19 protein-coding genes and 1 tRNA gene are annotated in these 20,272 nt (G+C 38.7%); 8 read left to right on the top strand and 12 right to left on the bottom strand.

From position 1 onward, the window contains the following. The 4 genes from NYP54_RS07640 to uvrA form a co-directional block, all read right to left on the bottom strand. The gene (locus tag NYP54_RS07640) at positions 1-372 is read right to left on the bottom strand and encodes a type II toxin-antitoxin system PemK/MazF family toxin (protein WP_283156011.1); all 372 of its coding nucleotides are present in this window, start codon (positions 370-372) and stop codon (positions 1-3) included. Next, complete coding sequence (locus tag NYP54_RS07635) at positions 365-619, bottom strand: transcriptional regulator (RefSeq protein WP_117003032.1); 255 nt, start codon at positions 617-619, stop codon at positions 365-367. The genes NYP54_RS07640 and NYP54_RS07635 overlap by 8 nt, the downstream gene beginning before the upstream one ends. A 79-nt stretch (positions 620-698) precedes the next feature. Next, entirely contained in the window at positions 699-857 is a 159-nt protein-coding gene (locus NYP54_RS07630) for a hypothetical protein (protein ID WP_157968275.1), read from the bottom strand. 18 nt (positions 858-875) lie between these two features. After that, positions 876-3,695: an excinuclease ABC subunit UvrA gene (uvrA, locus tag NYP54_RS07625; protein WP_283156010.1), complete on the bottom strand. Its 2,820-nt coding sequence runs from the start codon at positions 3,693-3,695 to the stop codon at positions 876-878. Between the two features lie 228 nt (positions 3,696-3,923). Here uvrA and NYP54_RS07620 point away from each other — a divergent pair, with 228 nt between their 5' ends. The 4 genes from NYP54_RS07620 to rpiA all read left to right on the top strand — a co-directional run bounded on the left by NYP54_RS07620 (position 3,924) and on the right by rpiA (position 9,221). Then, positions 3,924-5,366 (top strand): oligopeptide:H+ symporter, encoded by a 1,443-nt coding sequence (locus tag NYP54_RS07620; protein ID WP_283156009.1) that lies wholly within the window; start codon positions 3,924-3,926, stop codon positions 5,364-5,366. A gap of 101 nt (positions 5,367-5,467) precedes the next feature. Next, positions 5,468-7,096 carry an APC family permease gene (locus NYP54_RS07615; protein ID WP_283156008.1) on the top strand — a complete coding sequence of 543 codons (1,629 nt, stop codon included), beginning with the start codon at positions 5,468-5,470 and terminating at the stop codon, positions 7,094-7,096. Continuing rightward, positions 7,053-8,141 carry a tRNA epoxyqueuosine(34) reductase QueG gene (gene queG / locus NYP54_RS07610; protein ID WP_283156007.1) on the top strand — a complete coding sequence of 363 codons (1,089 nt, stop codon included), beginning with the start codon at positions 7,053-7,055 and terminating at the stop codon, positions 8,139-8,141. Before NYP54_RS07615 ends, queG begins: the two co-directional genes overlap by 44 nt. Before the next feature lie 402 nt (positions 8,142-8,543). After that, positions 8,544-9,221, top strand: a complete 678-nt coding sequence (rpiA, locus tag NYP54_RS07605) for a ribose-5-phosphate isomerase RpiA (protein ID WP_283156006.1) — start codon at positions 8,544-8,546, stop codon at positions 9,219-9,221. A 29-nt stretch (positions 9,222-9,250) separates the two neighbouring features. Here rpiA and NYP54_RS07600 read toward each other — a convergent pair. From NYP54_RS07600 to NYP54_RS07590, 3 genes are all read right to left on the bottom strand, one after another. Continuing rightward, positions 9,251-9,327 (bottom strand) — tRNA-Pro (locus NYP54_RS07600). Between the two features lie 75 nt (positions 9,328-9,402). Beyond that, positions 9,403-9,609, bottom strand: coding sequence for a cold-shock protein (locus tag NYP54_RS07595; protein WP_117003029.1), 207 nt, complete (start codon positions 9,607-9,609; stop codon positions 9,403-9,405). 197 nt (positions 9,610-9,806) lie between these two features. Then, the gene (locus tag NYP54_RS07590) at positions 9,807-10,463 is read right to left on the bottom strand and encodes a thiamine diphosphokinase (protein WP_283156005.1); all 657 of its coding nucleotides are present in this window, start codon (positions 10,461-10,463) and stop codon (positions 9,807-9,809) included. A 115-nt stretch (positions 10,464-10,578) separates the two neighbouring features. Between NYP54_RS07590 and xerC the strand changes: the two genes are divergently transcribed. Next, entirely contained in the window at positions 10,579-11,460 is an 882-nt protein-coding gene (gene xerC, locus NYP54_RS07585) for a tyrosine recombinase XerC (protein WP_283156004.1), read from the top strand. Positions 11,461-11,472: 12 nt separating this feature from the next. Next, entirely contained in the window at positions 11,473-12,231 is a 759-nt protein-coding gene (locus NYP54_RS07580; RefSeq protein ID WP_283156003.1) for a class I SAM-dependent methyltransferase, read from the top strand. Between the two features lie 45 nt (positions 12,232-12,276). Here the strand turns inward: NYP54_RS07580 and NYP54_RS07575 are convergent, their stop codons facing one another. Together NYP54_RS07575 and NYP54_RS07570 are read right to left on the bottom strand one after the other, a co-directional pair. Continuing rightward, positions 12,277-13,797, bottom strand: coding sequence for a hypothetical protein (locus NYP54_RS07575; protein ID WP_283156002.1), 1,521 nt, complete (start codon positions 13,795-13,797; stop codon positions 12,277-12,279). A 226-nt stretch (positions 13,798-14,023) separates the two neighbouring features. Then, complete coding sequence (locus NYP54_RS07570) at positions 14,024-14,893, bottom strand: family 16 glycosylhydrolase (protein WP_283156001.1); 870 nt, start codon at positions 14,891-14,893, stop codon at positions 14,024-14,026. Positions 14,894-15,104: 211 nt separating this feature from the next. Here NYP54_RS07570 and NYP54_RS07565 point away from each other — a divergent pair, with 211 nt between their 5' ends. Further along, positions 15,105-15,317, top strand: coding sequence for a DUF6356 family protein (locus NYP54_RS07565; protein WP_283156000.1), 213 nt, complete (start codon positions 15,105-15,107; stop codon positions 15,315-15,317). A gap of 5 nt (positions 15,318-15,322) precedes the next feature. On the opposite strand, the gene betT is transcribed toward NYP54_RS07565, so the two are convergent. Together betT and NYP54_RS07555 are read right to left on the bottom strand one after the other, a co-directional pair. Then, positions 15,323-17,311: a choline BCCT transporter BetT gene (gene betT, locus NYP54_RS07560; protein ID WP_283155999.1), complete on the bottom strand. Its 1,989-nt coding sequence runs from the start codon at positions 17,309-17,311 to the stop codon at positions 15,323-15,325. A gap of 126 nt (positions 17,312-17,437) precedes the next feature. Beyond that, the gene (locus NYP54_RS07555) at positions 17,438-17,860 is read right to left on the bottom strand and encodes an Mpo1-like protein (RefSeq protein ID WP_283155998.1); all 423 of its coding nucleotides are present in this window, start codon (positions 17,858-17,860) and stop codon (positions 17,438-17,440) included. A gap of 453 nt (positions 17,861-18,313) precedes the next feature. Between NYP54_RS07555 and NYP54_RS07550 the strand changes: the two genes are divergently transcribed. Next, positions 18,314-19,399: a GGDEF domain-containing protein gene (locus NYP54_RS07550; RefSeq protein WP_283155997.1), complete on the top strand. Its 1,086-nt coding sequence runs from the start codon at positions 18,314-18,316 to the stop codon at positions 19,397-19,399. Between the two features lie 6 nt (positions 19,400-19,405). Here the strand turns inward: NYP54_RS07550 and NYP54_RS07545 are convergent, their stop codons facing one another. Next, on the bottom strand, positions 19,406-20,215 hold the full coding sequence (locus tag NYP54_RS07545; protein WP_283155996.1) for an ABC transporter ATP-binding protein: 810 nt from the start codon (positions 20,213-20,215) through the stop codon (positions 19,406-19,408). Positions 20,216-20,272: the final 57 nt, after the last annotated feature.

Below are 20,272 nucleotides of genomic sequence, written 5' to 3'. Positions count from 1 at the left end.
TCATCTACTGCTTAAAAGATCATCTATTATTTCTTCAGCACCAATTAAAGGCAATAATCTAAGGATCACGTCTTTAAACACACCTTTTTCTGCCTTAGCAATGAATCGGCATTTGCGCTCTTTCCACGATAATGTTTGCACAATTGATGATGCTACAACAGATGAGTTATCAATATTATTAATAAGGACCTCGGTAGCCCCGCCACGAATAGATGTACTCACTGGGCAGCAAATAAGTGTCGCTGTTTTTGAATTATATTCTTTGGATGATAAGACAAAAGCAGGGCGATACTTGCCAATTTCCTTGCCTTTTGTTGGCTCAAAGTCAAGCCAGACAATATCGTTTCGCTCTGGAATATACTGCTTAGTCATGCCATTCATTGCCTTGAGGCTTAACTATTAAATCTTTGTGACTGCTTTCATCTAAGCCATCAAGTAATGATGACTCCGAAAATGGCAAAATTGTTTTTTGTTTAGCTTTGCGTATGAATAAACCATCTGCCTTTATTTCAACATCAACAATCGTTCCAGCCTTAAAGTCCGTTAAATCTCTGAGCGCGCCTGATAATCTAATCCCAAGACTATTTCCCCATTTGAGAATTTTTGCGTTTGTATGCATGATAGACTCCAGTTACTTAAGTTATACATAGTATAACAATCATTTGATAAATTGCTATCAGAGATCTATATATTTCACATTAACCTCGCAAATACTGCTTTAAATCACTGGCTGAATGGATGCTAGACATCACAGTTTTATGCGTTACCTTCTTATGTTTACCTGCCTTAAACCACGGAATATACACTGAAAAAATAATCGTTAATGTCCCCAGTAAAACAATTATACGTCTTAACATATCCTCCCCCTTTGGATATTACAGCATCATCTTTAAAAATCTGCCGGTGTGCGACTGCGCATTTTTAGCAATGCTTGCTGGCGCACCTTCGGCAATAATCTGACCGCCACCATCACCCCCTTCAGGACCCAAATCAATAATCCAATCTGCCACTTTGATTACATCTAAATTATGCTCGATGATAACAATGGTATTGCCTTGCTCACGCAAACGCATAATGACATTAAGTAATTGCTGGATATCATGAAAATGCAGTCCTGTAGTCGGTTCATCGAGGATATATAACGTTTTGCCGGTTGCGGTTTTTGAGAGCTCTTTGGCTAATTTCACCCTTTGCGCCTCACCACCTGACAAGGTGGTCGCATTTTGCCCCAAGGTGATATACGACAAACCAACATCCATTAATGTCTGTAAACGACGCTTAATTTGTGGCACGGCTGAGAAAAACTCTAAAGCTTCTTCAATACTCATATCAAGCACTTCGCTGATGGTTTTGCCTTTGTATTGAATCTCTAAAGTCTCACGATTATAACGTTTGCCTTGGCAAACATCGCATGCCACATAAACATCCGGTAAAAAGTGCATTTCCACCTTTAACACACCATCACCTTGGCATGCTTCACAACGCCCACCTTTGACATTAAAGCTAAAACGTCCCACCTGATAGCCACGTGAACGAGACTCCGCAGTTGCTGCAAACAGCTCACGAATGGGTGTAAAAACACCGGTATAGGTTGCCGGATTTGAACGCGGTGTGCGCCCAATCGGACTTTGATCGATATCGATAACCTTATCCAGTAGCTCAAAACCTTTATGCTTATCATAGGCTTGCGCTGTGATGCTGTTGTTTTTATTCAACAATTTTGCCGCTAAGGGATAAAGCGTGCGATTAATCAAGGTTGACTTGCCTGAGCCAGATACTCCGGTGACACAAGTTAATAAACCCAAAGGAATTTTTAAATTAACATTTTGCAAGTTATTGCCTTTAGCACCATAGATCTCAACATATTGCCCTTTTTGTGGCTTTAATTTTTTGCCATTAATCGCAATTTGTTTGCGCTTGGAAAGATAGTCAGCCGTTAATGAATTTTTATTATCAATGATTTCACTTAAACGCCCTTCAGCGACGATTTGCCCACCATGAATACCAGCACCAGGTCCTATATCAATAATATGATCGGCTTGTTTAATCGCATCTTCATCATGCTCTACCACAATCACCGTATTACCTAAATCACGTAAATGATGCAAGGTGTCTAATAGCTTTTGATTATCACGTTGATGTAGTCCAATCGATGGTTCATCGAGAATATACATGACTCCAACCAAGCCTGCACCAATTTGACTGGCTAAGCGAATACGCTGTGCCTCTCCACCTGAGAGCGTATCGGCTTGCCGTGATAGATTTAAATAATCCAAGCCGACATTAACTAAGAAGCCCAAACGCGCCAGAATTTCTTTGAGCAAGCGCTCAGCAATCACGTGCTTTTGACCACTAAGTGATAAATCATCTAACCATTTAACACTATCTTTTATCGACAGCGCTGTTAATTGCGCGATATTTTTACCGGCAATAAATACATTGCGCGCACCCTCATTTAAGCGCGTTTCATTGCAACTTGGGCACGGTAAATTACTCATTAGTTTACTTAATTCTTCACGAATCATGTTTGAGTCAGTTTCTTTATAACGACGCTCGAAATTTGCCAATACACCCTCAAATGGTTTCTGTGCTCGATATTCTCTACCACCTGAGCTTTTAAAATAAATATTAATCTCAGTTTTTCCTGAACCATTTAGCACCAATTCTTTTTGCGCATCGGTGAGCTTATTAAACGGGGTATCCAGTGAGAAATCAAAATGCCGAGCCAACGCTTCTAATTGCGCAAAGTAATAACCATTACGCTTATCCCAGCCATGCAATGCGCCTTGGTTTAAACTTAAATGCTCATCAACAATAATTTTATCCGCATCAAAGTAAGCCTTAGTTCCTAAGCCATCACAGCTTGGGCAAGCACCGATGGGACTATTGAATGAAAATATTCTCGGTGCCAATTCCTTAAGCGAGTAATTACAGTGCGGACAGGCATGCTTGGATGAAAAAATAATATCATCTTGCTCACCATCCAAAAACACAAGCTTAGCAATGCCTGCTGATAAATCTAATGCTGTTTCAAAGGACTCTGCTAACCGCTGCTGATTTTTCTTTTGTGGTTTAAATCGATCAACTACTACTTCAATCGTATGCTTTTTATAGCGATCCAATTTAGGTGGATCACTCAACTCATATAGCTCACCATTAATGCGCGCGCGCAAATACCCCTCCGCATAGAGCTTTTCCATCAATTGAATATGCTCACCCTTTTTATCAACAATCACGGGAGCGACAATCATAAGTTTTGTCTCATCATCAAAACTCAATGTATGATCGACCATCTGGCTAATCGTTTGCGCCTTTAATTCCACCTTATGTACAGGACACATCGGCTCACCAATACGTGCAAATAACACACGCAAGTAATCATAAATTTCAGTGACTGTCCCTACTGTTGAACGTGGATTATGCGATGTGGTTTTTTGCTCAATCGAAATCGCAGGGGACAAACCTTCAATATGTTCAACCTCGGGTTTATCCATTAACGATAGGAATTGCCTAGCGTAACTTGATAATGACTCAACATAGCGCCGCTGCCCTTCAGCGTAAAGTGTATCAAATGCCAATGATGATTTACCTGAACCACTTAAACCTGTAATAACCGTTAATTTATCGCGAGGGATCTCTAAATCGATATTTTTAAGATTATGCGTTTTCGCACCTTTAATTGTAATTTTATCCATGCTGTCATACCGCAAAAAAGAATGACCCGATTGTAACACAATCATTAAGCGGGTTGAATCTTGGAAGCTACAGCATTATTACTATGTTCATTACAAATCATCTGTGTTTTTTGAGCTATTACATTTTAAATTTTCTTTATCCAGGAAAGTCAGCAGTATATACTGCTGACACTTAAAATATGGATAGCATTTTTAGATCAAAAAATGCCTAAAACACAAGGTTTAATAATGGAAACAATAGCACGCAAGCACCCAAAAGCATTCTACACGATTTTTATGCTTGAGGTTTGGGAGCGCTTTGGTTACATGGCGCTAACAGGAATACTCGCAGTTTATCTTACACGAAAACTTAACATGCCAACGGATCAAGCCTTTATTTTATACGGTGCTTTTGCTGCTTTAGTTTATGCATTTATTGTTCTTGGCGGCTACCTTGGCGACAAGATCCTTGGTGCCAAACGCACCATTATTTTGGGGTTAATTACCTTACTTGCCGGCTACATATTAATGACTCTCAATAGTGTAAATACCGTCTATTATGCCATGTCGCTTATTTGCATCGGTACAGGATTGTTTAAATCCAACCCATCTAGCTTACTCGCTAAATGTTACCCTCAAGATGATGGTAACCGCCTACATAATGCCTTTACGCTTTTCTACATGGCAATCAATATCGGGTCGATGTTAGGTTTATTTATCGTGCCGACCCTTGCGCACAACTTTGGCTATTCAGCAGCTTTTTCTGCTGCGGTTATTGCCACCTTTTTATCACTGCTAACCTTTGTTGGGTTTGGCTTCACCATGAAGAATGTGCATACTGAGGCAGGCGCGAAGCCGCTAAATATTAAAGCACTCGTTCTGACTATTATTAGCGTTATTGTCTTGGTTTTTATCGTAGAAAGGCTACTGAATAATATCGCCTTGGCTAAGTCTATCGTTGTACTTACGTTCACAGTTACTTTGCTTGCTTATTTATGGTTAATGTTCAGCATAAAAAAGGAAGGATTCTTTTTTAAAATGCTGTTAGCACTTATCCTAATGACTGAAGCAATTGCCTATAAAATATCTTATATGCAGATGCAAACTTCTATCAATTTTTACGCCATTAACAACACCGTACATAGCATTTTTGGCATTCCCATAGCGCCAGAAACATTCCAAGCATTAAATCCAATATGGGTTGTTATCATGAGCCCTATTCTTGCTTACTATTATACGAAGTCTAACAATACCAAATATTCTTTAAGTATTTATCATAAGTTCACCTTAGGCATGCTATTGTTGAGCTTATCTTTTATTACACTTTATTGCTCTAAGTTTTTTGCTAATGATGCAGGAATTATTTCTAGCAACTGGCTTATTTTAAGCTACTTTTTGCAATCAACTGGCGAGCTATTAATCTCAGCACTAGGACTCGCAATGGTCGCACAGTTAGTACCGCTACGCTTTACCGGTTTTGTCATTGGTTTATGGTGGGTATTTATGGCATTTGCAAGTCTATTAGGCGGTTATGTTGCCTCGCTCACCTCACCCAAAAGCGCAACTGTTACCAATACATTAACTCAACTTGATAACTATACACATGTATTCTTATGGATTGGAATTTGCATCCTTATTTTCACCTGCTTTATGTTTAGCTTATCACCATTAAAAAAACGATTGCTGGGGTAGTATTCACTTATTGATCACATCAAATTTAATTTACAGTAATCTTGTAATTTGCTTTCATTTTAATTACCGTACTTGCCCACGATGATAAACAGAGACTTCATTTGAAAACACGTAACATAAGTATCGCAGGGCTACTATTTTCATCAATCAGTGCTATTTTAGGCTCCGGTTGGCTATTTGCTGCATCACAAACCGCAAGTTATGCTGGACCTGCCGCAATGCTATCTTGGATTATTGGTGCATTATTGATCATGATTATTGCCTTTGTCTTTGCTGAAATTTGCACCATGATACCCGTCACAGGCTCAAGCACTCGTATCCCACACATTACCCATGGCACCTTGGTTAGCTTTATCTTTGCCTGGATTATCTGGTTATCTTATTTAACGCTTGCCCCAACGGAAGTTCAAGCCATCATCCAGTATCTTGCTGTCTTTTTCCCAACACTTATCAATGCCACTAGCGGCGGTTTAAGCGCTAGTGGCTTTGGATTTGCTGCCATTTTATTACTCTTAATCAGCATTCTTAATACCTACTCGCTACGCTGGCTTATTCGTGCAAATAACTTTCTGACGATCATCAAAATCATTGTTCCAAGCATTATTGCGATTATCATATTAGTGATTGTTTATCATCTGCATCAAAGCACTCCTGTCACATCCTCCAATCTAAGCTTTGCCCCCAATGGTAGCTCAGGCGTATTATCAGCCATCTCATTAGGTGGCATTGCCTTTTCCTTCACGGGGTTCAAACTTGCGGCAGAGATGGCAGGTGAGACTAAAAACCCTAAAAAAGCCATCCCCATTGCTATTATCGGTTCGATTATTGCGTGCCTGATTATTTTTTTACTGCTGCAAGCGGCTTATATCTATACCGTTTCTGGCAGTGTTGAACATAACAACTGGCAACATATTACTCTTGCAGGCGGTCATGCTGACGAGTCTTTTGGACCTTTTGCAATGATCGCTAAAATGCTTGAAATTAAATGGCTAATGGTCTTGATTTACATTGGCGCAATTGTTGGTCCACTTGCTGCAGGACTGATGTATTTTGGCAGTGCCACACGCTCTATCTTTGCCATGAGTCAAAACAACTATATTCCACAAATATTTGCCAAACTGACGCCAAAAGGCAATCCACTTTACTGCATTATTATTAATTTCATCGTTGGCATGCTGATGTTTGCACCACTACCTGGCTGGTCAACCATGGCAACTTTCTTGACTTCACTTGTTGCATTAACCTACATTATGGGTCCTGTTAGTGCTAGCGCTTTGCGCCTACGTATCCCGGAAGCACACCGACCATTTCGACTTCCTTTTGCACGGATTTGGAATGTTATGGCATTTTATGCCAGCACCTTAATTGTCTACTGGAGTGGCTGGAATATCGTCTCAAAAACAAGTTTTATGATTGCAATAGCCATTGTTGTCTTAATGCTCTACCGGATATTCAAAAAGGATAAAAGCATCACGATCAATTGGAATTTTAAGCAATCTTACTGGCTCTGGCTTTATTTAGTACTGTTGACTGCTGTATCTTACCTTGGCAATTATGGTGGTGGAATAGCTGTTTTTGATCTGCCTGAAGCCATGATTGCATTATTAATTATTTGTATTATTTGCCATCGCATTGCAGTACAATCGAGCCTACCTCGTGAATCTATCTCAAACAGTCTTAAGAACATTGAACTCGAACAGCGTAAGCTTAGAACAGTGGAACAGCATTAAGCAATTTGCACTGACCACACTAGGTATTTCTGATATATCAGCCACTGATTGCCTACTTGATCAGTATATCCCTAAGTATCAAGAGTGGCTTCAACAAGGTTATCATGCTGATCTTGATTACATGGTCAAGCATGGTAGCAAACGCTATACGCCACACGAACTTGTTGCAGACACTAAAAGTGTTATTGTTGTGCGTTTAAATTACTTACCCCAAGCTTATTGCTTCAAAGGTATTCGCAAAACGCTATCAACACCAAGTGAAAATGCAGCTATTTCTGTTTATGCGCACGGTCGCGACTATCACAAAGTGTTACGCCAAAAGTTAAGTAAACTAAATGATTTCATTCAAAGTGTTTTTCCCAAGCACAGTGCGCGTGTTTTCACTGACAGTGCCCCTGTGTTAGAAAAGCCATTAGCTGAAAAAGCTGGTCTTGGCTGGATCGGTAAAAATAGCAATCTCCTACACCCAGTTGACGGTTCATTTTTCTTTATTGGCTGCATCTACTCTAATCTTGATTTTAGCGCATTTGCACAATCGCCTATAACGGATCAATGTGGCAAATGCCAAGCTTGCATTAAAGCATGCCCTACCAATGCCATAGTGAACAATAAAGTCATTGATGCCAATAAATGCATCTCTTATTTAACGATTGAAAACAAAGGTATGATTCCAATGCAATATCGCCAAGCAATTGGTAATCGCATCTATGGTTGTGATGACTGTCAACTGGTATGTCCTATTAACAAAGGCGCCCCTGTAACCGCTGAGTCCGACTTTCTCGCACGCGCGTACTTAAGCAACCAAAGTTTGATGGATTTAGCGCAATGGTCAGAACAAGAGTTTTTGAAAAAAACAGAAGGCTCTGCTATTCGCCGAATTGGTTATCAGGCTTGGCTTAGAAATATCTACATTGCCCTTGGTAATGCGCCTTTCTCCAAAGAGATTATTATGCTGCTTGAAAAAGCCAAACAAACACATGTTAGCAATGCTTTGCTCTTAGAGCATATCAACTGGGGAATTCAGCAACAGATGGCAAAAATTTAGGTGGGTTTCAGGATATCCATATCCTATTAAAATTCATCCGTGCGGGGGGGGGGCTATCCATTTCTACCTTCATCCGTTAAGGTCGCCATCCGTTGCATGAGTGACATTATGGACAAAACAATTATCAAAATCTGTAGGATTTTAACTAAATCTTTGTGAGAAATTTGCCATTTCCATAAATTTAGCTTATATTTTGATCACAAACGCCATATTATGATCATTCCACACCCTCTCCATCCAAGACAATCTGTAGAGTTTCTTACTATTTTGCTTTATTCCTAATTACTACATATCATCATAATCTATAGTATTGACTTATTTTTAACTGCGATCCACCTTTGTAATCCCCCATAAATATGCCAAAATAAGCCACCTAACGCGATTAATTGGATATTACTACTTATGTTTTTCAATAAAAAAACAGATCAAAATGAATTAAAAAAAATTGCTGCAACTGCCGCAATTGAATATATCAAACCGGGAATGACCGTTGGTGTTGGTACAGGTTCAACGGTTAACTTTTTTATTGATGAACTTGCGAAAATTAAATCTAAAATTGAGCTGACTGTTTCAAGCTCTGAGGAAAGCACTAAACGCCTCAAAGCACATGGTTTTGAAGTTGTTGATTTAAACTATCCAAATAAAGTCGATATTTATATTGACGGCGCTGACGAAGCAAACAAACATCGAGAGCTGATCAAAGGTGGCGGAGCTGCATTAACCCGCGAGAAAATTTGCCGTGTTGCCAGTGACAAATTTATTTGTATTATTGATCAAACCAAGCTAGTGCCTCAATTAGGACGCTTCCCATTGCCGATTGAAGTTATTCCTATGGCACGCAGCTATGTTGCCAAAGAACTAGTAAAGCTAGGCGGTCAACCGATCTATCGTGAAGGTGTAATCACTGACAATGGCAATATTATTATCGATATCCATAACCTGATGATCGATAACCCATTGAAACTTGAACAGCAAATCAATCAAATCACCGGTGTAGTTTGCAATGGTTTATTTGCAGTTAACCCTGCCGATATATTGCTCATAGCCAACGATAAAGGTCAAATTGACATTGTTGAATAAAAATAGCGGGCGAAATTAAAACCACAAAATGGTCGGGACGGCGGGATTTGAACCCACGACCTTTAGCACCCCATGCTAACGCGCTACCAGACTGCGCTACGCCCCGAGGTCAAATCTCACAATAATGAAATATTTTGAGGTAATGAAAAAGCGCCTCTAGAAGCGCTCTTAATGAAATAAATTATCCAGCAATTTGAACGTTTACTGCTTGTGGACCACGGCGGCCATCTTCGATATCAAATGAAACGCGTTGATCATTAGCTAATGATTGTAAACCGTTTAATGCAGTTACGTGAACGAAAAGATCAGAACCACCATTGTCTGGCTTGATAAAACCAAAGCCTTTTGTTTCATTAAAAAATTTTACGGCACCTGTTTGTTGCGACATATCCTATACTCTCTTACTATATTATTTAAATTAAACTTTACTGACTCCATGTACTCTTATGCGCTTAGTGGGTATATGCAGCATGATAAAATCACTCACATATAAGAACAAAAATCACTCAAAGACCAAAAAGTCGCACTCAGTATAGCAAGACTGTATAAAAAACAAATCATTTTATCTGCGCAATGCTAACTATTTTATTTTGACAGAGATCGATGATAGGGATCATGCGACAAGAATAGCAAGCCACTGCCCTGTGAATAGTCAATAAACAGCTCATCTTGAAGTGCATGATTACGAATGCCCAGCTCTTCACCAAAGCGTAATGTATATTGATCCAAATCAAAGGCAAATCCTTGTAATGTTAAATCAATAAGCTCAAACAACGGCACAATTGAGACCATCTTGCCCTTTGCATTGGTTATACGCATGCTTTGATGCATTAACTGTGAAACACCATAACGATCAATCACTTGACATTTGAGCTGATGCTGATGCCTCAGCAAGGTCGATATATTGCCAAGGTAGTGATCCATTTCCCGACCACCAAGCCCAAATAAAAATAACTCACGATATCCGTGTTGTCGTAAATGGTTTAACGCCTTCTCAAAATCAGTAGAATATTGATCATCATCTTGCTGATATGGGATGTTTAAGCGCTTAGCATGATCAATCGAGTCACCGTCACCAATAATCATCCGTACTTTGTTAACAAGACTTTTGACATTTTGAATCTGATTAAACGCCCCATCAGCACAATAAATCGGTAAATCATCTAAATGCTGACAGATATAAGATTCGCAAAACGCGATATCGATCTCGCCATTAATTAATAGAACTGCTTTTTTTGCCAAAGGATCACTCGCTTTTTTGCTTTTTCTGCTTTTTCTGCTTTTTTTATTTTTTCTTGTCGCGATGAGTATATACTCATGACAAATACAAAAAAACCATGCGCAGGCACAAGTTTAGATGAACTCAGAACTTAATAACTTTTTGCATCACCTAAAATTTGAGCGCAATTACTCTGATCTCACCATCGATGCCTACAGGCGAGATTTACATGGCTTTGATGTCTTTTTGCAAAGCAAAGACAAGGCACTTGCTGAAAGTACATCGCAAGAGATCAAGCTCTGGCTTAAGACATTGCATAGTCAAGGTATTAGTCCCAAATCCATTCAACGTAAATTAAGTGCTGTTAAATCTTTTTTCCGCTATTTGTTAAGCAATGAAATAATCACAGAAGATCCTTCTTATGCTATCAAAGCTCCCAAAGCACCAAAGAAGCTTCCTAAAACACTCGATGTTGATCAAATGCAGCAAGTTCTAGATTATCAAAGCGATGATGATTTAGAGCTGCGTGACCTTGCCATGCTTGAGGTTATCTACAGCAGCGGACTGCGCCTTAGTGAATTAGCCCAATTACGTTTTGAACAAATCGATTTCTCACAAAAAACCATTCGCGTACTTGGCAAGGGCAGCAAAGAACGCATCGTGCCAATTGGTGACAAAGCAATTAGCGCCATAAATAAATGGTTAAACATACGTCAGAGTTTAAACTGTGCTCATGACTATCTTTTTACCACCTTAAAAGGTATACCAATTCAAGCGCGCAGCATTCAAAAACGTTTTGAAAAATTTGCACTTGAACATGCGCCAAAGCATATTCACCCGCATATGCTAAGGCACGCCTTTGCCAGCCATTTACTTGAATCCTCCAGAGATCTTGTCGCTGTGCAAAACTTATTAGGACATAGCGATATTTCAACCACTCAAATTTATACACACCTTGATTTCCAACAACTGGCAAGTGTCTATGATCAAACCCATCCACGCGCTAAACGTAAAAAATAAGACCTCTAATATATGCAATCCATAAACTATCTCATATCACACAACACGGCAACCTCACCTGATTTAGAGATGCTTAAATCTATATCTATCAATAGATTAAGCATTCCCCCTAAGCAGTCATTTTTTCTTGAGTATGAAGATGATGTGCTCACACTAAAGCATAGCGATTCAGCATTAACGCTTTGCGTAGACTTCAATAGTCATGATATTCAAAATCGCATCAAACCCAATACCGCAAAACTTGATTTAATCAAAGCAATTGAAGGGAAAGGCAAAGATAAGCTCAGCATTCTAGATATGACTGCAGGTCTTGGGCAGGATAGTTTTTCTCTTGCCGCACGTGGACATACTATCGATGCGATTGAGCAAAACTCTTATGTATTTTTGCTGCTTCAAGATGGCTTACGACGCGCCAAAGAAGAACCAAATTTAGCAGTAATTGCCGATAGAATTAGCCTTTACTTTGCCAATTCAATTCAGCTTGACCATGTTCATCAAATGGCTAAATATGATTTAATCTATCTTGATCCAATGTTTCCTGAGCGCACCAAAAGTGCCAAGGTCAAAAAGAATATGCAATTATTGCATGATTTGGTAGGCATTGATGAGCAAAGCAATAAGCTGCTTTTCCAACAAGCTAAAGCATTAATCCCTAAGAAGATAGTCGTTAAACGCCCGCGCTTGGGCGATTTTATTGACCATCAAAAACCGACCAGCCAAGTGATTGGTAAAAGTAGCCGATTTGATGTTTATGCCTATTCAATAGGCTAATGTAATAATTTTGATCCCTCTATTTACGTTGCTTTTAAGAAACCATTAGGCAGGCGCTCCAGGTAAATAAATGTTTTTGGCATCAGCGTTAATTTGCTGACAAATGTTTCCACTACAGTTTGAAAGAACAAGATTGCCGCTTGAGTTTTTCTCTAAATGAAACTGTGTATTGTCAGTGCTCTGTCCTTTATTCATCGTTAAACTCACGTCACACGCTTTATCAAAATTCAGCGGAATGACCGACTCATTAGCAACTGCTTTACCACATACGTTACCCGAGATAGTTGCCCAACCACCACCAATATTAATATTGTACTCACTTGGTGGCGGCGGTGGTGTATACGGTGATGTATTAGGCAAACTTTTTGTGCTTCCCACATCAATCACTATACCTTTGTAATTGGGGACATATAAATTCCCAATTGAATCATCAATTGAAAAAGCATATATCTGTAGCCCTAAATTAGGCGGTGTCTTATCATGCATAAAAATAGTATACGGATCAAGCACATATTTATCACTGTAGTTAATGCTATCAGCGTGATCACTATCATCAGCTAACCCACCACGCAATAGATCCATGACATCAGGTCCAAGATGTATACTTTGATGATCATCAATATAAGGCCATATGTTTTTCTTGGGATCTATTGGATATTTTGGATCAGGTGCGGTGATAAATGGTACATATCCATAAATATTTGTAAGAATCTTAGCACGATCTTGCGCATTAGCGATAACAGCTGCAATATTCTCAGGCGTAATTGCCTCTTTTTTAGAAAGCAGATAGTTTTTAACGAAGCCATTAATAACATCCCTGACCTTTTTCTGGAAATCACTACAATAAACTGTTGCTGATCTGGCGCAGGGCTGACTATCTTGATTGTACCAAACATCAAACCACTTATGATCCAAAGATTGTCTTATTAAATCCCCTTTGCTCTGTTCAGCTAACTCAGGATGAGCAAACAAATTATATGCTCCTGGCATCTTATCCAAAACAGGTTGACCGTCATCTCCTTTATAAAATGGCCAATTAGCTGCGTTTGAGAATTTGCTCATTGCATCCTGATAATAAATTTGCTGATTATTCATTCCAACCCATCCAATTTGGGGTTGTGATGTCGTTGGCATAAAAGCTTCGATAGCAACTGGAATATCACTAAATGCATCAACTGCTGAAAAATCATAGTCAACCGTGTCCCCATGACTGAAAGTATACTCTAATAACTGATAAGAATATTTGCTATCTGGAGCTAGCGGGGCATTAGGTTGCATTTCAACAATAGAGCTTTGACCGATAAAAACTCGCCCTGCATTCCAACAATTTGAAGCTAAACTTATAGTCACCGCTGTATTAGTCGCAATACCATTTTTCTCTATATTAGGGTCCCCCGTACAGTCGATAAGTTGTTTATTCACCATTGCTGTTACCAAAGGGTAAACTGTCTGATTTGTATCATTGACAATTTTTATATACATAGGGTCTGCTGACACAGCCTGCCCCGCCATTAAACCCGCAACATATAATGGTGTTAGGATAAAAAACTCTCTCAAATATAACATTGTTACTCCTTTACCTTCTGATTATTTTTAAATTTGACCTAACGTCTTTTTTAGCCTGTATGTAATTATCATTAAGTCATATAGAATAAATTGTGGACATCCTTTTGTCTTCAATACAATCGTTGCCTTACAAGATAAGATAACGATTGTATTTGCTTCCTACCAAATATTGCCGAGCGTCTTTAATTAGATACTCCACTAAGAATCCGATGTGATGGTTTTTAGACTAACCATTCACAGCGTATGCTATAACATTAGATGCTGCTAACGAGTAATCCAAAGTTGGCGATGCTTTAACCTTGTCTTTATTATCACCGAGTGCTGCAATATTTTCTGTATCAAACATCAAAGTCATATTGCCGGCATCTAAGCCTTTAATCACCGCTTTATCTGGGTAATCTGTAGTGCTTAATGTATAAGGTTGAGCAACCGCTTGACCATCAAAATATGTCGTTAACACATAGGTATGATTTGGATCGGCAATATCACCTTTTAGCTGCCATTCGATACCGTATTGATGATTTTGATTAATGTCTCCCAGACCTAATTGATTGTAATTAGCAATGGCTTTTGAATGATTTTGATCCCAGCTAGGGCCCCCATTTAAGTTATTATGAGTAACATTGCTTTGCACCTTTGCCATATATTCAGCTTGATCAATTTCACCATATGTTGGCCATGAAGGTCCAACCAACCAAAAAGCAGGCCATATCTGATCTTTGATGGAGGAATTACCATTAATGGTAATATTTGCCGTTACATAACCATGCCTTTTAGCGGCCTGACTCTGAGTGAAAATATTGGAAAACCCAACATAACAGGTATTTTCAACATGCCCGCTTGATTCATCTCCTTGAGTATGGTGATATTTAACCGTTAGCGTATTATCATTCCAGATAACATCTCGAACAGAGTCACAAGAAATAAATGCGCGCCCATGATTGTTATACTGTGGGTTTTTATCTGGAGACATAATCCATATACTCTGGCAAGTCGAGCTACCACTAGCACACGGGGCTTGTTGGTTTTCAGCATAAGCTGTCGCTACTGAAATAGCTGCCATGGCAATCATCAATTGGGTCATTCTTTTTAGCATAATACATTTTTCCTTTTGTTTGTTTTCTCTCCTTTTTCAGATCTTATTCCATCTAATGACTACCGCACAAGAAGCCAAATGGCAGGGGGCATAATAATGCTATACCCTAACTTTCAAAAAAAACTGCTTTCGCGAATTGCCGCCGTAACATTTTGACAAGCACAATATCGCTCCTTTAGCATACGTAATTGGAGACCCAAAGGAGGATAAGATGAATTATTTAACAAAACATTTAAACGATATCAATGAAGGATATTTTCAACACGCCAAAGAAGCACTCTATTGCGGTGTGTTGATGATTGCAGCAGGTATCTTTTGCTCGATACATGCAATATTGCCTTTTTTGTTTGAAAAAACGGCAAGTAGTATTCTAAACAAACTACAACAACGCTTCAAAAAGCGTCTGAGCTCAAAGTGCGACTAATTCAATCAAATAAGTGCCCTATCTGCATTTGATACATGAATGTAATAAAGATGCTTTTCATACTGCGTTAGGATATCGGCAATTACCTGCTCTTCGGTATAGCCCATAATGTCATATTGCTGACCACCATGCTCTAAAAATACTTCAGCACGATAATAGTGTTTTTCTTGCTCACCTTTATCTTGCTCATTATCACCATCATCCTCAGCGTAGCTTGGTAAAGCAAAAGCGCGAATATGCACACTGTAAACAAAATCAATATCATCTGATTTTGGAATCAATAAACGTACTTTATCTTCATCCATTACAATTTGAACTTCTAATTCTTTGCTAATACGCGTCCCGACTTTTTCAATCGCCGGTTGCACTACTTGTCTTAAGAACGTCAGTGCTTGTACGCGATTAGGCAACATCAAAAGACCATCTAAACGTTGCTGCCAGCTTGAATTTGCCGACGTGTACTGTACTGCTGTTGAGTGTGTTTGAATACTTGATAGACGCAAGTAGTCCTCACGCAATGCTTTAACTAATGCAATACACATGAAAAACAACACAATTAGAAATGGAAAAGCACTGGCAATAGTTGCTGTTTGCAGTGCTGCTAACCCTCCTGAATAAAGCAAAGATATTGCCAAAAATCCTTCTAGTAATGACCAAAAGATGCGTTGCCATACAATTGATTTTTTGGCGTTTGCCGTAGCAATAATATCAATCACCAGTGAGCCTGAATCTGCTGAAGTCACAAAAAATGTCACTAATAAAATCAAGGCAAGTATTGAGGTAATGGAAGATAATGGAAAGTGCTGTAAAAATTCAAACAATGCCACCGGAATATTATGCTGTACCGCCTGCACTAACGCTATTGACTGATCATGCAATACCAAATTAATAGCTGAATTACCGAAAACGCTTAGCCAAAGAAAGGTAAAACCGGTTGGGATAAATAACACACCAACCAAGAATTCACGAATAGTACGCCCTTTTGATACTTTAGCGATAAACATCCCAACAAACGGCGACCATGCAATCCACCAGCCCCAGTAAAATAGTGTCCAACCACTTAACCAGCCCTGCTTATTCTCATAAGCATAAAGATTAAAGGTCTTATTAACTATACTACTTAGATAACTTCCTGTGTTTTGCACAAATGCTTGCAGTAAAGAGGTAAAACCTCCCAAAAACAATACAAAAAGTAGTAAAAGTATAGCTACGATAATATTGAAGTTACTTAAGAGCTTAATGCCTTTTTCCAATCCTAATGCCACTGAAGCCGTTGCAATGAGTGTGATGATAATAATCAAAATGGTTTGTACCGGGACATTGACGGGGATATTAAATAAAAAATGCAATCCCGCATTAACCTGTGTTGCCCCCAATCCCAAAGAGGTTGCAATACCAAACATCGTCCCTAAAATTGCAAACACATCAACAACATGCCCTATCACACCATAAATTCTCTTACCAATAAGCGGGTAGAGTACTGATCGTGGCAGTAATGGTAATTTATGGCGATATGAAAAATATGCCAAAGCCAAACCGACAATTGCATACACAGACCATGCCTGCAGCCCCCAATGAAAGAAAGTGACATTCATCGCATCCTTTGCTGCGAGAATACTATTGCTTGCACTGACATCCGGTGGTGACAAATAATGTTGCAATGGTTCGGCAACGCTAAAGAACATCAAGCCAATGCCCATACCAGCTGCAAACAACATCGCAAACCAAGAGATACTGCTATGCTCAGGCAAGCTGTGATCTGGACCTAGTTTGATATCCCCCAGACGGCTAACCATCAAGAAAATACATAAGCAGACAAAGATTGCCATACCTAAAATATAAAGCCAACCAGTTTGTAATGTTAGCCAGCCTTGGATGCTTGCAAAAAATAATTTAGCGTGCTCTGGCCATAGCACGCCAATCAATGCAAACAATACAATCAAAATTATCGATGGGTAAAATACCGGTGCATAGGCGCCTTTTTGCCTACTCATAAACTCCTCCTCTGTTATCAATCCTTTTTTACCCTAACACATTTGACCCAAGCTTTCAAAAAAGTGTCAATATGAGCGTTTACTTTGATTCAACATGGGGAGTAGTTGTAATGCAGCCTCTATTGGTCATTTATTTTGATTACATCTGCTTAGAACATGATTCAAAACCCATAAAGGTCCAATCAGCAAGAACTGTAAGTCTTTAAAAAAAGAAGGTTTTTTGCCCTCAAGTTTGTGTCCAATAAATTGGAAAATCCAACTAACGATAAATATGACCAAACTCACCCAGAAAAGTTGCGGTATTTGATAAAGAATCACAACCATAACCAAGGTAATCACCAGCATGTATAGACTAAGCTTTAATGATAATCGTGCATAAAAAATCAGGCTAACAACGACTAAAAGCCACATAAGCCAAGGAGAAATACTCAATAAAATGCCCATTAAGCTAAACATAATAAGTGGCACAAAAATATAGTGAATCGTCTTATTGGTTTTATTTTGATGGCTTTGGGCGTATTCATCGAGCCATTGATCAAGTGTTTTCATTATCAAGTTCCTATAGATAATCATAAGTATCTACAGTTTAACGCAAGTTACAGCTTCTAAATAGCTATATACCACCCACAAACCATATTGCCTCACTTGGATGTAACTCAATAAGTCTTAAATTTTGTCATAAACATGATAAATCAAAAAAATAACCGCCGCACCAAAGACAAATGGCCCAATAACAATCGCTGGCAACAATAAATTCTTAAGTAGTTTCATAGCTTCTCCCGTTTTATATCTTTTTCAACATTCTATCAATTGATAAAACACCGCTAGGATAACGTTAATTTGCTATAAAATTAATGCTCATGTTACACACACCAAACGTTAGTATATTCAAATACTAGTTATTAATATGCTGATTTTATAGTCTTTTATCAAATTTAGACTATAGTTAGTACTACTTTAAGACATAACAAAACTATAAAAATTATCAAATGGATATTGGTGATGAGACAAGCAAAAATATGGTTAAACAATAAGTTCAACATCAAAAACTCCAGATCATCCTACTGGCACCGTATTCATGTAACACTTATTAGCTTAATGCTCGTTATTATTGGCAATTCCATATTTGGTGTTTTGCATTTTGCAACTGAAAAAGAAATCTATGGCGGCATATATAGCTACTGTGCGGTACTTTCTTATTTCATACCGCTTATTTTGTTGAAGTATCGCCATTACTATTTAGCCAAATTCACGCTTGGCGCACTCTTTATTATCAACACCTTTATTTTTACTTACTTTTTGTATCAACCGGAGCTGTTAAACTACCTTTTCTTTATGGCTGTGCCTCCTTTTAGCAACATGATCTTTGAGGTTAATCAACACAAAACCAAGTGGTTTCTGTCACTTACTTCAGTTGCTTTGATGATCTTTTGTGTAACGTATCCTAACTATAACTATTTGATTGAATTACCATTAACTGATCAAAAGATAACAAATGTCTTTATTCTTATGACCATCACAATTGTTATTGCGACAACGATATCGGTTATTTTATCTGATATTGCTTACAGTGAAAAACAATTAGAACTGATGGCAACAACCGATCAATTGACCGGTTTAATGAATCGTGGTGCTTTTTATGATAGCGTCAAAGATTTCAAGCAGCTTACTCGTGATGGTACACCTTATAGTGTGATGTTTATCGATATTGATAAGTTCAAAAAAATCAATGACGAGCACGGACATGCTATGGGAGATAAAATCATCCAGAATGTAGCAAGTATTTTAAAGCAGCACACACGAAAAGATGACATCGTGTCACGTTTTGGTGGCGATGAATATGTGATTCTTTTGCCAAATACCACGATGCCTCAAGCGCAAGAAATCGGTCAAAGACTTAATGCGAAAGTATGTCAAGACATACCCAAGATCGGCTTAATTCAAGTCACGATAAGTATTGGTGTTGCCAGCAACCTGTATCACGCACTAGAATCCAATAATTTTGAAACCACCTTAAATAAAGCCGATGAGGCGCTTTATCAAGTGAAAGCCGCAGGGCGAAATGGTGTTATTTGTTTGCAGGTGTAAGCTTTCTTACGGCTGAATCGTTAACACCTTATCTTCTTTTTTGCCTAAATTCACACTATGCAGCTTCTGCTCTAAAAGATCGATATGCTTTAACACTTCTGCTGAGCGCTTATCTCTTAGGCGCGGGATATTTAACGCATGCTCATAGGCAATTTTACCCGGATGGTTATCAAAGATAATAACGCGATCTGCCATCATCACCGCTTCTTCGACACTATGAGTGACTAGCACCATTGATTTTGTTGGAATTTGCTTATTAAGCCACAGGTTTAATATATCACTACGCAGAGTATTTGCCGTACTAATATCAAGCGATGAAAACGGCTCATCTAAGAATAAAATCTCCGGCTCAATCATCAGCGCTCGCGCGAAGCCAACACGTTGTTTCATGCCACCGGATAATTCGTTTACGTAAGCTTTTTCAAAACCTTGCAATGAGATTTTTTGAATAAGCTCATGCGCTTTTGGCTCACTTATTTTACGTGAAATACCCAATGCATCACTACCAAATAGAATATTGTCAACCACGTTCAACCATGGCAGCAATGCAAAGTTTTGGAACACCATACTCATATTATCAAGTGGCTTAGTCACTGCCTTGTCTTTGTAAAGCACAGAACCATAACTTGGATGTAAAAGTCCAGCAGCAATGCGTAAGAAGCTTGATTTACCGGCACCTGATTTACCTAAGATGGCAACGATTTCATTTTCATGTAATGTGAAATTAATGCGATCCAACACTTTCAGTGAGTGCTTTTTGTCTTTTTCAAAATAAAGTTCGATATTTTGGCATTCGATAAGTACATTGTTTTTCATTTTCAAATCCTCTTTTCACGCTTCTTCGCCAAGATCATCACCCTTTCTGTCATTTGC

Origin of the sequence: Cysteiniphilum sp. QT6929 (assembly GCF_030035755.1) — a bacterium.
In the GTDB taxonomy this organism is placed as follows: domain Bacteria; phylum Pseudomonadota; class Gammaproteobacteria; order Francisellales; family Francisellaceae; genus Caedibacter; species Caedibacter litoralis.
The sequence above is the reverse complement of the archived record's forward strand: the minus strand, read 5'-3'. Positions and strand labels throughout refer to the sequence as shown.